The organism is Lysinibacillus sp. NPDC097195, from assembly GCF_044762075.1.
Lineage (GTDB): Bacteria > Bacillota > Bacilli > Bacillales_A > Planococcaceae > Lysinibacillus.
This window is the reverse complement of record NZ_JBIWDP010000001.1, coordinates 2,104,468-2,118,031: the sequence shown is the minus strand read 5'-3', so window position 1 is coordinate 2,118,031 and position 13,564 is coordinate 2,104,468. Positions and strand designations below refer to the sequence as shown.

The following is a 13,564-nucleotide window of genomic DNA, read 5'->3' as shown; positions in this document are numbered from 1 at the left end:
GGAGAAAGTCACCTCCCATATGTTGTGAGGTTTTATGCTTTTAAAAAAACTACTAGGTAGTCAACACCATAATGTTTCATCATTGTCAAAAGGAAGAACCGCTTGAGGCAAATGAATGCCCACAAGCTGTAATTCATTCACTGCTGCTAACGGTTCCATGTTCAAAAATTCGTCAAGCTATTGTTGTTCCTTTTCGGTGATAGGTCCAGATTGTGGATTAACTACATACTCTTTAATTAGTAATTAATGTTAAAATATATAAAGTTATAAATGAATTGAAAATAAAGTCTGTCTTCAATGGAGGGGAACTAACTTGAAGATTATTAAAGGAATGATTACTTTAATTGTAGTAGCCATTTCATTGTACGGATTAATGACAAAGGATTTTTCATATGCTCCACTATCTTCTTTATTGCTTGGCGCTCTCTTTGCAATTATGGGAATTGAAGAATATAAAATGAAAGGAAAAAATGGTTGGGGACTGATTCTTATAATAGGATCTTTGTTAATTATTGTGATGGCTCTTTTTAGTGTTGGAGTGGCATTAACAACTAATGGAATGTTGGCTAGTATTGATGTGATTTTGATTATTACAGTAAAAGGATTAAATCAAATAGGATATTGAAAGGAGTGTATACGTGGGAAACTGGAGAATAAAACTTGTCCTGTTATTTACAATATTAAATATATTAGGGATATTCGCTATAATTCCATATTCGATAACTTTAATGGGCAATCAATCTGTACCGGGTGATATACCAACTTCATTAATAGTTATGATAAATTCAACTTTTCAAGTTTTATATATGTTTGTATTGATATTGGTTGGTTTAAGGCTTCAAAATCGTACAGGGTTAAACGCTTCACTTCTAAATGGTCTTGTTTATCCTAAAACACGAGTACATATATCAAAAAAGTGGTTAATCAATAGTGTTGTTGTAGCATTAATTGGAAGCGTTATTATAATTTTACTAGATTTATTCGTTTTTAGCGCTTTGATAGGAGTACCAAAGGTTCAACTCCCCATGCCAAATTGGTGGCAAGGTTTACTTGCTTCAATATACGGAGGAATTACAGAAGAAATAATGCTTCGATTGTTTGGCATGACGTTCATAGTATGGTTATTGGCTTGGATAACAAAAAAAGAAAAGGATAATATCCCAAATAGTTTTTACTACGTTGCAATTTTTCTGATAGCAATAATATTTGGATTAGGGCATTTGCCAGCGACAATACAAGTATTCGGAGATATATCTACAATTATTGTAATACGGGCATTGGTGCTAAATGGGCTCTTAGGCTTGTGGTTTGGTTACTTGTACTGGAGGAAGGGCTTAGAATATGCAATGATTGCACATATGTCAGCAGATATCTTTCTTCACGTTTTAATTGCTTCAATACTCTATTAAGCAATCGGGCGCTTTCCTGGAATATGGAAAGTGCTTTTTTTCATTTAAGGGCCATATTGCAGAATAACATTCTTTTAAGAAATGTTTGCAAACGACGGTTAGAGAACCTTATAATTCCAATTTATGTCTATATTGAAAATTGGATTTATCATGGAGGTATCAGTATATGTGGATATTATTGGGGCTTGCCGCAATAGTAGCAACTTTAATTAACCTTTATATTTATATAGCTGGGAAGGATTATAAGCTTGCTATGGCGTTAGGATTATCATTCACAGCATTGACTCTCTGTGCAGAACATAGCCTTGCTACTGTGATATTAAAAAAATTAATAATATTTATCACGTTTTACTTTTGAAAAGAAATTCCCAGCACTTAAATAATACTTGGTGTTATCTCGGCGGAAGGATTGAGGCTGGGCATTATAATACGAACGATGCAGTTTAGTTGAAGAAGAAGGGTTCTTTGCGATTGTGTTGAATAAGTTAATATATATAAATTGTTGAACAAAAAGGGGTGCTTTACTATAAGTCTTGGGGTACGTTTTTCTTGAACTAAAGATGGAGAAGAGTTGAATAAGCATACCTTAGAAAAAAAGCCAAACTATTTCGGTTGGAGTTGATAATAATGATAGTAATGATAAATGGTGCTTTTGGAGTTGGAAAGACTACTATATCTAATAAACTTCTTAAAGTTATTGAAAATAGTATGTTATATGACCCTGAAGAAGTAGGTTATATGTTAAGAAATGTTTTACCTGAAGAAATAAAACGATTTGAAGCAGAAACAGGAGATTTTCAAGACTTACAATTATGGAGAGAGTTAACAGTTGAGGTTGCGAAGCTGTTAATATCAAAATATAATGTCAATTTAATTGTACCTATGACTATTAGAAATCCTAAATATTTTAGCTATATTTTCAATGGGTTTAACAACATTGACGGCAATACATACCATTTCTGTTTAACAGCAAGTAAGGAGACTATATATGATAGGTTGCGGGAACGTGGAGAAGTTGAAGGAGATTGGTGTTTTAAACAAACTGATAAATGTTTAAAAGCATATAATGATTACAATTTTGGAGAGTACATAGAGACAGAGAATGTTAGTGTTAATGCGATTGTCAATACTGTAAGGGAGAAGTTAAATCTTCTTTAAAAATATATATGTTATTCAACTAACGGGTGCGATTCTGTAATAAGGATCAGCGCTCGTTTACATTAAAGGGCCAGATTGTTGAATAACAATTTTTAAAGATGTGCTACCCAACGTGGGTTTGGGGAGATTTTGTAAAATGATACAATGAAGACATTATATTAAAAGGTGGTCAGTAGAAGAGTAAACACTTAATGTCTGTATCTATTATTTTCTTAGGAATATGCATTCTTTTAGGCTCTTTCTTTATTTCGCAATTTTTAATATCAAATCCGACAATAAAACATTGGATGAACAATTTAGATATGAGTTAATCTCACTAAATGATAGCAATATTATTATTTTTGATAAGAAAAGCGGAGAGTATTGGAGAAAGTATATTGAATCTGATGAGGGACCAACTGATTGGGAAAAACTAACTTCACCCATTTCTACATCATCAAAGTAATCAATAATATAGTACCCAAACGTCGCTTTGGGAAGGTATCTTCTTCGACTAACGGTGTGGTTCCGGAAGAAGGTTTTTTTCGAATGCGTTGAATATGTTGATATATGTAAATTTCTGAACGAAAGGGTGCTTTACTTTAAGTCTGGAGGGCACTTTTTTTTAACTAACGCAGCGCGCTAGCTGACGAAACAAGTTTTTTTTACGGTTTATAGAAAGTCTTATTAAGGAGGAATTTATAGATGTCAAAACAGGAGAACGAAGAAATTTTAACAGGAGGGAATGTCTCTACTGTTTGTCTTTCAGGAGATACTGTGCGACGAGAATTAAAGCCAGATAGTCCTAAAATTCATAAGTTATTAATGCATTTGGAGAACAAAGGTTTCAGTTATGCACCAAAGTTTTTAGGTATTGATGAAAAGGGAAGAGAGATATTATCATTTATTGAAGGGGAAGCTGGTAATTATCCTGCAAAAGAATTCATGTGGTCTGATGATGTCTTATCAGAAATAGGGAAAATGCTCCGTCTTTATCATGATTCTGTGAGTGATTTTTCTTTTGACGATAGCTGGAAATCGATAGATAACACCCCACAACAATATGAGGTATTATGCCATAATGATTTTGCGATATACAACATTATTTTTAATTATGAAAGACCAGTAGGTATTATTGATTTTGATGTTGCTGGACCTGGTCCTAGACTTTGGGACATAGCCTATACTCTTTATACTTGCATCCCCTTAAGTAGATTTTATTTTACTGAAACAGGTGAGAAAGTTTATTATAATTCAGTACTGCATGCTAACCATATAAAACGAAGAGTTAGATTGTTTTTTGAATCTTACGGTGAGGGAATAAAAGACGATTATTTGGAGATGGTATTGCTACGATTAGAAGGGTTATGTAAAACCATTAAAAGAAAAGCCAGTGAAGGTGACAGTGCTTTTCAAAAGATGAAAGATGAAGGGCACGTTGAACATTATCAACAAGATATTAAATTTATTTGTGAACATAGTAAAGATTGGATTTAAGGATAGGTTTTTTACTAACTTTAGTTCAACAAAGATTTATAGAGTATGCAAAATGAACCTAATAAGCTTTCTTGAACATAAGTTTGGGCGCACTGAATGTAGAAAATCACTATAGTAGGGAATAAGGGATGTCATTAATATCGATACTAAATGCAACACAAAAAAGCTGAACGAAAAATGACAATTTTTCGTTCAGTAGTCTTACATTTCTGGACTTATTGGACAGCCACATACTAAGTAAAAAGATATTATATTAGCCTTCTTAATAATCACTTTTGTAGTTCCTTTGCTTTCTAAAATACTATTCAATTATTGATGATTTCTCTTGATCTTCGTTTAATTTTTCTGTATCTGTGGGACGAATTTTTTGCTCTACTAGACTATTAGTTAACCCTTCGTTCTGGTACTTACTTTGCAATTCAAAATATTTATCCAGTACTTTACGAGCGATAATATTATTATAATAAGTATCAGGATTTAAATTAGTTGACGCCCATGGAATTACTACAGCATAAGCTACCTCTGGCTTATCAAATGGCGCAAATCCCACATGAACCAAGTTAATAGTATTTGTATTCCAGCGATTTTCCTGTGGTCCATAGTAAACTACTTCTGCAGTACCTGTTTTACCAGCTGCTGTATATGGTGTATCGGAAAAATAAGAACGGGCCGAACCTTTTGTCCCGTAATATACACGACGGAATCCTTCTTTTACCCGATTAATTTCAGTTTGTGTATTCTCAATTTGATTAAGTATTTTCGGTTCAACCTCAGAAATTAAAGGACCTAAGGTTGCACCATTTTTTGAAGGTTTACGTATTTGTTTTAAGAATCTCGGTTGTACACGGTAACCGTTATTGGCAATCGTTGAAACATATTGTGCTAGTTGTAGCGGTGTATACGTATCAAACTGGCCAATTGTAATATCAAGTACTTTACCCGGCGAATCTGGTTTATTTATTACCCCGTTTGTTTCTCCAGGTACATCGATCCCCGTTAGTACACCTAACCCCACCTGTGCATAGCCGTTACGTAAACGCTGTAAAGTATCATCCTTTAATAACGAAGCTGTCGCCATATATGGATGGTAGGTTAATCCACCCATGCTCAAGGCCGTTTTAAACATATAAACGTTTGAGGATTGTTCTAAAGCCATTAAATCATCCATCACCATTCTACCATTAGGATTAAAAATCGACTTTTTCACCAACCCTCTTCCTAATACAATCGGTTCATCAACTTGTCTTTCTCCAACTGAAATGGCTCCTTCACGATAACCTGTTAAGACTGTTGCTCCTTTGATTGTAGATCCCATCTCATATGCAGTCGTAAATGTCCCATAAGCATAATCCGCTAGATACATCTTACCAGCCTCGTCATATTCCACCTTTTTACCAACCATCGATAAAATCTCACCCGTATGAGGATTCATCATGATATAGAAAGCACGGTCTAATAAGCTCCCAGCACCGCCAGACTTCATTTTCAATAAAGCATCCTCCACGATACGTTCTGCCTCTAGTTGTAGTTCAATATCAAGTGTTGTTACTAAATCCTTGCCAGGTTCTCCTTCATCAGTCACTAACGTTTCAATAATAGTACCTGATCTATCAGTAACGTTTTTCATTACTGACTTCTCACCTTGTAAAAGATCCTCGTATTGAGCCTCAAAAAAACTTTCTCCCACACGGTCATTTCGCGAATAGCCACGTGCTAAATAATAGTCTTTCTTACTTTTTGGTATTCCTTTACTTGGTGTTGTAGTTCTACCTAAAACACTTAAAGGTACATGGCGTACACGCTTCCAGTCTGTTGTAGTATTTACACCAGGTAGCTCCGATAATCGTTCAGAAACCAATGCAAACTCTTTATCAGTCACATTTTCACTTTTAATAATTTGTGGCGATAAAAGATAGCCAGATGTCATTTCACGATAAATCGCTAACACTTCTAAATCTTGTGGTGATAATTGTGCTAATTCTTCTTCCGAAATGCGTTCTAGCATACGACGATTATATTCTTTATCCACCTCTTTTTCGGATATGTTTTCCTTGGATAATCGGAATTTGTCCATCTCTTCAGTTTTGACTTTCTTCATTGCTTCTTCGCTATTTTTAATAATCCAAAAATCTTGTTTATCACGAAATGTCACACGGTTAATTGGCATATCAATTAACGCGGCTAACTGCTCTGCAATCGTAAGTATTTCATTATTTTTTGTTTTCGGCATTCTCGTGTATGTAATGGCATTTTCAGGTTGGTTATCAATTAAGACACGCCCATAACGATCATAAATACGTCCTCTAGGAACACTCGTATTCACTTGTATTTCCTCTTTACTTTCTACTTTACCAACGTAATAATTTCCTTTAACTATTTGTATATAACCAAGACGGAAAATAAGCAAAGTGAACACAATAAAGATTAATAGAAATAGAATATTCATTCGTAAAGGCAACATTAATTGTTGCTTCTCTTTTTCTTTTGAATTTCGTTGACTTAATACGCGTTTACTCAAGTATTTCCCACTTCCTTTATAAATGTAATAACTATTAACGGTAACATCATCCGAAACAGAATGGCTGTATTATCAAAGATTGTTGCTTCTCATTTTGCTAATTTCTGATCCTGAAAATATATTTGTTTCAGTTAACTATATGTAAGTTCGACGCAAAAAATAGGAATAAGTTCCAAAATAATACTTATTCTTTTTCAATTATTCTACGACGTTCTTGTGTTCATTAAAGGGCCATTTAATTAGATAACGCCTTTTTTTAAATTAGTTAATTTGTGTTAAAATTCAGGTTAAATTATAAGCTGATGTACAAAAACTAAGGGACACAATTTAGTGGAGGAGGGTTTATATGTATGAGTGAAATAGCTTTTAATGAGTTAGAGAAGAAAGTGAAGAGGAGGAGGACTTGTAAAATGAAAAACAAACCCGGGATTGGATTCCCGGGTTTGTTTTTACTTATTGGCAATGATGACCAATTTACCTGTATCGAGTACCTCTTCGAATTGAGCAGCTTCCGCTTTACTTAATCCGACAGAAGCTAACTTATTGCGGAGTTCATCTCCACGAGAATTCACCAAGTTCTTCATAGAAGTCAGGAACCCTTGCTCGCTAATACCAGGTTCTTCAGTCCCCAGTGCATCGTTAATATCATCTTCACGTTCTTCATAGTGAGCAAAGATGTAAATGTTGTCTCGAAGATATCCTTGCGCTTCTAATTTCTCCACTTCTTGTTTCGCCTGTACTACGTTTTCTACTGTTAATTTGACTGTCATTATTTATCCCTCCAATATATATTCACATTTAATCTATTCCACAAAATTGAATGAATAAACATCTTTTTAGTTTTTCATTATGTTCAATTGGCTTTAACAACTAATGGAATACTAATGAACAACTCGAAAACATTGTATGTTGTTATTCTATAATTGGGCACTAATCTATTTAGGGTTTTTACCATATTCAAGAATAGGGTGCAATTCTGCAACAAGAATCAGCGCTCGTTTTCGTTAAAGAGCCATATTGTGGAGAGTTATGTTATTAATAGAATTAGATTGTGAAGATTAATACTTAAATTCATAATGAAATCGTATTTTATTGGAAATAAGTTAAATTCTCATAATAAATAAAGTCACATTTACTTATTATTAATTTAGTACAATAGAACATATATGATAGATAGTAAGTTCCTAATAAAGGTGGGTTTACATGCCTAAAATTGATAATATGTTAGCAATTCTATGGATGCTTCGTTCAGATGAAAAAATTACTGCAAAACAAATTGCTGAAAAGTTAGAAATAAATATAAGGACTGTGTATCGTTATATTGACACAATTTCAACAAGTGGCGTACCTATAATCTCAGAACCAGGACATAACGGTGGATACTCTTTAATGAACAATTTTATTGAAGCTCCTCTTTTTTTTGATTTTGAGGAGCAAACTTCACTATTTCACGCTGCTGTTTTTGCAGAAGAAGCGGGATATTATGGAGGTGAGGCACTAAATAGAGCCATTTCAAAACTAAGTAAATATTCAAATCAAGAGCAGGAAACAAAGATAAACCAACATTTAACTAGTCTCGAAGTAATAAGTCGATGCAGTTCACTCTCTATTGAACCATTTTTGAAGGAGTTGGAGCAGGCCGTAGCTGACGGGAACTCAGTAAAATTTCTTTACCTTAAAAGTGCCGAAAAGCAATTAAAGTATAGAATTATCGACCCGTATAAAATTATTTACTGGAATAATAAGTGGTATGTGATAGGATTTTGTCATCTCAGAAATGGTATCCGTAGTTTTAGAGTAGATCGAATTGAAAATCTAATGCTAACCGAAAATAAGTTTAACTTGCCAGAAAATTTTTCAGCACGTGATATTTTTATAAACAATCTCCTTCCAACTATAGAAGACAAGAATAGAATTCCTTTGGTTATTCAGGGGGAAAAAAGTGTATTGGCTGATATTTGCCAACATTGGTTTTTAGGGCATTATTTACAAACACAGACTGAAAATCAAGCAGTTTTTCTTCTAGAAAAAGATATGATGCATACATATGTACCTTATTTACTTTTACCGTACAATAAATCTATTAAAGTTATCGAGCCAATAAGTCTAAAGAAAAGTATTATTGAAGCTCTAACAGAATTAATAAAATTTCATCAAGTATGATAACTTCCCTGACGTTAGCTGTCAGGGAAGTTATTTTATAATAGCTACATCAATTGTGATTGGAGTGTTATTGAATGAAAACAAAAAAAGTTTTTTTATATGTATTTAATTCAATGTCGGACTGGGAATATGGGTATTTAATAGCTGAACTAAACTCAGGAAGATATTTCAAAAAAGATTTAGCAGCTTTAAAAGTAATTACAGTAGGAGCTAATAAAGAAATTATTACTACAATGGGAGGACTTAGTATAAAACCAGATATTTCACTTGATGAATGTAATCTTGGGAGTAAAGATCTTTTAATTTTACCAGGAGGGACGACATGGAGTGAAGAAATCCATCAACCTATCTTGGAGAGAATTGGCCAAGCTTTAAAGATTGGCACTAATGTTGCTGCAATTTGTGGCGCAACTGAGGCCCTTGCGAATATGGGATACTTAGATACTAGAAAACATACTAGCAATGACTTAGAATATATTAAAATGGTCTGTCCAAATTATAAAGGCGAAAATTTTTATGAAATGAGGCCTGCTGTATCTGGTGATAATTTGATTACTGCTTCCGGACTAGCACCTCTAGAATTTGCAATGGAAGTACTCAAAAAATTAGATGTATTTTCGAGTGACACATTACATTCATGGTATAACCTAAATAAGACGCATAAACCTGAATACTTCTTCCAGTTAATGAATTCAATTAATAGCTGAGACTAATAAATCTTAGTAGTTTTTATTCGTTCAAATAATAATCATGCTTTATAGCATAAATGTTTTCCACAATAGGGCTCAATTCTTGAATTGGAATTGTGCCTTTTCAGCAATAGGTCCAGATTGTTGAATAAGGAGACCAGCCAGATTTAAGCGATTATAAAACGGTAAGCAATTCAAGTTCCCAAACGACGCTGTAGGTGCATGAAAAAGGATAAAATAATCTTATAGTAAAATACAGGTTAGGAATCGTTTTTTTTTATCCAATAGGTTGGGGTGGTGATTATCATTAAGAAGTTTGGCATGATTTCGCTTGTCTTGGCATTTTTTTTTATATCAGCTTGTTCTGGAACAGAGGCCGAACATTACTCTTCTAAAGAAGAATCCCTGAATTCTTTTATTGAAAAGGAAGATATTAAAGGGGATATTGATTTAATTTTAACAAAAAGTGGGGAAGAGTTATTAGTAGTACAGTCGAAAGAGGATGTATTTTTTGTTGCAGAACTAATCGAAAATAAAGAAGGGTATTATGCAGAGAGAATATCAGACAGTGTTGTATTAGGCATAGGAGCCAGTTGGGAATTAAATACCGTGGGTAAAAATAAGTACACTATTTATTTTGATAAGAACAAAAAAGATTTGAATTTTATATCATTATCAAATGGAGAACATAAAATGTCACTTGTAGAGGGGCATACCATTACTAAAAACTCAACGGAATTGACAAATGCTATAAAAGAGGTTGAAGTAATTAAAGATTAAAAATCATACTGTCCATCTCCTAATTTGTATTTTAAATATTGCATACTAGTGTTTTATATCCTTTATTTGACCACTTCGAACTATAAAGAGGAAAAATTGATAAAAGATAACGAATATTGTATGGCGCTTTTTCATGATATTTATATGAACTGACAATTTGGCCAGAAGATAAATTTACCCTTTGCTACTAACAAGATAATAGTTTCGATGAACCTCCGCGTAATATAAAAAAGTCATTCCCTCCACATGCGGAGAGAATGACTTGCCTTCATAAATAGCAAAGCTACTGATTATAGTTTTGCCCAACGTTCCTCTAACCAGTCCATAAATTCTGCACCTTTGTTGCCTTCATAAGCATCATAGACATCTAAACGCATACGTTTAAGTTTATCCGCAAAGTCTTCCACTATATGGTCCTTTGGCAAGCTTTTTTTAACGCGTAGGAAAATTTTGTCTGTTCCTTTAATAATATCAAAACGTGCAGGCGATGGCTTCTCTATGTCCTCGCCTAGCGCCACAAGTGCTTCATAGGCTGCTAATTGGACCTTATTAACAGTATCATGCTCCATCCGATTTCTTAATATATCTTTAATTTTGTCATGTTGATAAGCCGATAATATTTCAACTGCGGCTAAACGCTCTCGCCAGCTAGATGTATAATTGGCTTGTTTTTTTAATGTTTCATACTGCTCAGGTAATGCTGTTTCAAATTGTTTCAAATTAGTGCACCTCTTTTTTTCACTAGAGGAAAAATGAATTCTTCTTCTGCTCTTCTTATTATACGTTGTCTTGGTGAAAATAGCGAAGACGATACTTATATTAAGGGCTTTTTAATAAATCAGATGCGACTCTGTAACAAAGATTCAGCAATTCTAAATTTAAATTAGGATTCTATGTTAATCTTGGTGTTAGTTTAGGAAACAGGGTACTCAAGCTAACGGTGCAGTATAGTTAAATAATGGAGGAGGAAGGTAGGTTGGCGAATACTATTATTGAACAAGCAAAACGGGGTTTGGAAGGTTTTGCTATTGGCGGTTATCATACTAGTTGTGATTATTCTAGGTATCGAGAGCACTATTATAAATATTTTGGCGACCCCGATTTTGAAACTAGAAAATATGCGATTGCTGCATTTACTTGTATGTTGGGGGCTTGGGAAACAGGTGCTCTCTTTATATTTCAGCCCGTTAAAGAATGGGAAGAAAATAAACAACGGAGTTCGAATCCTTTAAAGCAAAAGCGTTTTTACCGCTTTAAAGATTATCTTCATGCATTTTTAGACCATCACGAACAGATAGAAAAAGAATTTCCATATATGTTTGAAGATATAATCCATTTTTTAATAAAAATTGAGCAGAATAAAGGGATCAGTTATGAAGAATGGTTTCCTGAACATAACCCTAATGTGTTTAAACGTTTAAGAGAAGAAATTTTGATTCCTAAAAAACATTTAGCGGAAAAGCATAGCCCTCACAAATACTTATTAAAAGAAATAGGTATTGAACCGTATTTTGAATCTGATAAATTTTAACCTGATATAGAAACTGATGGGATTTCAGCTTCCATAATTGCCAATTTATAAAATCAATTAAGTATAATAAAAACGTTCTGCTACAAAATAAAACGATGAATTTAATTGATTTTATTATTTCAGCTGAAAAAAATTCTTGTATAAGTTATAAAAATGATCTTTCATAGTAAACTGCGGTGTTTTTGTATTCCATCCTCTCCATCATCCTTATTTTGAAATTTTATGTTTTGAGATACGTTGTAGGGGTATATTTATAGAGAGTAACATTTAAAATTTAGGAGGAATCGAATATGTCACATGAACAACACCAAGAATTAATCCAGACTTTACACCAATGTATGGCTGCCTGCAATCATTGCTTTGACGCTTGTCTAAAGGAAGACGATGTAAAGATGATGGCCGAATGCATCAGATTAGACAGGGAATGTGCAGATATCTGTAACTTTTTAGAGCAAGCGTTAGCGCGGAATACACCATTTGCTTCAGAGCTTGCATCCGTATGTGCGACAATATGCGAGGCGTGCGGCAATGAGTGTAAGAAACATGATCATGAACATTGCCAGCAATGTGCGGAAGCTTGCTTCAAATGTGCAGAAGCTTGCAGAAAGCTAGCTGCTTAATTTCTTTTCTTGCTTGAAAAATATTATAACCAACATGATGTACTTTTTCACGAGTAGGGACGTCCAATTATTTGGCGTCTCTTTTTTTGATACAAAACAATTATTAAGGTAAATCTTGCTGAAAAGCAAATTGTAAAAGGAATTGATTTAATCGCTACCCCTTTATATTTAGAAAAAAGGATAGGTTTCTTTATGAATTAAAGAAACGATAAATTTGATATTAGGATAATAGGTGAGTGTATTAATAATCCCTTTGTATGCAATTTCATTACATAACAATTATTATTAAGCTAGGTTGTAAATTATAGTATTACAAGATAAGGAAATATTCGATTAAATATGATGGAGGGATAAAAAATGAAAAAACTAGGGACTTTATACTTTTTCTGTGGAAAAATGGGGGCAGGAAAAACGACTAAATCAAAACAAGTGGCTTTAGAGAAGCAAGCAGTATTGTTATCTGAGGATGAATGGCTTGCATCTCTTTACCCTAATCAGATTACAACATTTGAGGACTACCTTCAATTCTCAGCGCAACTCAAGCCGATGATGAAAAAGCATGTCCAAAACATATTAAGTGTTGGTACAGATGTAGTTATGGATTTTCCAGGCAATACTCAACAACAGCGTAAATGGTTTTTGGATATTGCATCAGAGGTAAATGCAAACCATCAACTAATTTTTCTTAATTTAAATAATGAGCAATGCTTACGTCAAATCGCACAAAGGTGTATTGAACAACCCGAAAGAGCAACTTTTGACACAGAAGAGACGTTTACTCATGTTACTAATTTTTTTGAAGAACCAGAAGTATCCGAGGGTTTAAATATTTTAGAGTTTAGTGGGGAAGAACAATAAGGTTTGCAACATATCCTTGAAGATTCATAAAATATGTAAATAGTGCCAGAAAAGACCGACAATAGTTACTATTAATGGTAATAGGTTTGTTCGGATTTAGATAATTACATTAAAGGCGATTGGCATGCTAGTAATTCACCCTACCTTGAAAGGTATAGAGGGTGATTTACTTTTTTTTTGAAAAAGTAAATGACAACGCAAGAATCGTTACAATAAGTGTAGCGAAACTAAACATGAGCGTTATAGACTCATAAACTGTCATTGGGACCATCTCCTTTATTTTCGTTTAAAACGAATTTTTGGAATAAAAGATGACCAATCACCCTTAATATTTCGACCTACTACATGTAAGGAATTAGTGT

At 33.6% G+C, this 13,564-nt stretch carries 15 protein-coding genes; 11 read left to right on the top strand and 4 right to left on the bottom strand.

Annotated elements, in window-relative coordinates:
* Positions 1–313 precede the first annotated feature (313 nt).
* From ACIQXI_RS11040 to ACIQXI_RS11020, 5 genes are all read left to right on the top strand, one after another.
* Positions 314–625 (top strand): hypothetical protein, encoded by a 312-nt coding sequence (locus ACIQXI_RS11040; protein ID WP_402924534.1) that lies wholly within the window; start codon positions 314–316, stop codon positions 623–625.
* Positions 626–638: 13 nt separating this feature from the next.
* Positions 639–1,409 (top strand): CPBP family intramembrane glutamic endopeptidase, encoded by a 771-nt coding sequence (locus tag ACIQXI_RS11035; RefSeq protein WP_402924531.1) that lies wholly within the window; start codon positions 639–641, stop codon positions 1,407–1,409.
* Between the two features lie 166 nt (positions 1,410–1,575).
* Positions 1,576–1,767, top strand: coding sequence for a hypothetical protein (locus ACIQXI_RS11030; protein WP_402925784.1), 192 nt, complete (start codon positions 1,576–1,578; stop codon positions 1,765–1,767).
* A 269-nt stretch (positions 1,768–2,036) separates the two neighbouring features.
* Complete coding sequence (locus ACIQXI_RS11025) at positions 2,037–2,567, top strand: AAA family ATPase (RefSeq protein ID WP_402924529.1); 531 nt, start codon at positions 2,037–2,039, stop codon at positions 2,565–2,567.
* A 684-nt stretch (positions 2,568–3,251) separates the two neighbouring features.
* Entirely contained in the window at positions 3,252–4,043 is a 792-nt protein-coding gene (locus tag ACIQXI_RS11020) for a phosphotransferase (RefSeq protein ID WP_402924526.1), read from the top strand.
* A 301-nt stretch (positions 4,044–4,344) separates the two neighbouring features.
* Here the strand turns inward: ACIQXI_RS11020 and ACIQXI_RS11015 are convergent, their stop codons facing one another.
* Together ACIQXI_RS11015 and ACIQXI_RS11010 are read right to left on the bottom strand one after the other, a co-directional pair.
* Positions 4,345–6,504, bottom strand: coding sequence for a peptidoglycan D,D-transpeptidase FtsI family protein (locus ACIQXI_RS11015; protein WP_402925745.1), 2,160 nt, complete (start codon positions 6,502–6,504; stop codon positions 4,345–4,347).
* A gap of 506 nt (positions 6,505–7,010) precedes the next feature.
* A complete protein-coding gene (locus ACIQXI_RS11010; RefSeq protein WP_402924523.1) occupies positions 7,011–7,331 on the bottom strand; it encodes a YflT domain-containing protein in 321 nt (106 codons plus the stop codon).
* Between the two features lie 433 nt (positions 7,332–7,764).
* On the opposite strand from ACIQXI_RS11010, the gene ACIQXI_RS11005 reads away from it, so the two are divergent.
* The 3 genes from ACIQXI_RS11005 to ACIQXI_RS10995 all read left to right on the top strand — a co-directional run bounded on the left by ACIQXI_RS11005 (position 7,765) and on the right by ACIQXI_RS10995 (position 10,193).
* Positions 7,765–8,724 (top strand): helix-turn-helix transcriptional regulator, encoded by a 960-nt coding sequence (locus tag ACIQXI_RS11005; RefSeq protein WP_402924521.1) that lies wholly within the window; start codon positions 7,765–7,767, stop codon positions 8,722–8,724.
* 74 nt (positions 8,725–8,798) lie between these two features.
* Complete coding sequence (locus tag ACIQXI_RS11000) at positions 8,799–9,431, top strand: type 1 glutamine amidotransferase family protein (RefSeq protein WP_402924518.1); 633 nt, start codon at positions 8,799–8,801, stop codon at positions 9,429–9,431.
* Between the two features lie 279 nt (positions 9,432–9,710).
* Complete coding sequence (locus ACIQXI_RS10995) at positions 9,711–10,193, top strand: hypothetical protein (RefSeq protein WP_402924516.1); 483 nt, start codon at positions 9,711–9,713, stop codon at positions 10,191–10,193.
* A gap of 290 nt (positions 10,194–10,483) precedes the next feature.
* On the opposite strand, the gene ACIQXI_RS10990 is transcribed toward ACIQXI_RS10995, so the two are convergent.
* Positions 10,484–10,912, bottom strand: coding sequence for a HEAT repeat domain-containing protein (locus ACIQXI_RS10990; protein WP_402924513.1), 429 nt, complete (start codon positions 10,910–10,912; stop codon positions 10,484–10,486).
* A 257-nt stretch (positions 10,913–11,169) separates the two neighbouring features.
* Between ACIQXI_RS10990 and ACIQXI_RS10985 the strand changes: the two genes are divergently transcribed.
* From ACIQXI_RS10985 to ACIQXI_RS10975, 3 genes are all read left to right on the top strand, one after another.
* Complete coding sequence (locus ACIQXI_RS10985; protein WP_402924511.1) at positions 11,170–11,724, top strand: hypothetical protein; 555 nt, start codon at positions 11,170–11,172, stop codon at positions 11,722–11,724.
* 290 nt (positions 11,725–12,014) lie between these two features.
* Complete coding sequence (locus ACIQXI_RS10980; RefSeq protein WP_402924508.1) at positions 12,015–12,344, top strand: four-helix bundle copper-binding protein; 330 nt, start codon at positions 12,015–12,017, stop codon at positions 12,342–12,344.
* A gap of 357 nt (positions 12,345–12,701) precedes the next feature.
* On the top strand, positions 12,702–13,202 hold the full coding sequence (locus ACIQXI_RS10975; protein WP_402924506.1) for a P-loop nucleotide/nucleoside kinase family protein: 501 nt from the start codon (positions 12,702–12,704) through the stop codon (positions 13,200–13,202).
* 166 nt (positions 13,203–13,368) lie between these two features.
* Here ACIQXI_RS10975 and ACIQXI_RS10970 read toward each other — a convergent pair whose 3' ends face one another.
* Complete coding sequence (locus tag ACIQXI_RS10970) at positions 13,369–13,464, bottom strand: putative holin-like toxin (protein ID WP_219818977.1); 96 nt, start codon at positions 13,462–13,464, stop codon at positions 13,369–13,371.
* Positions 13,465–13,564 lie beyond the last annotated feature (100 nt).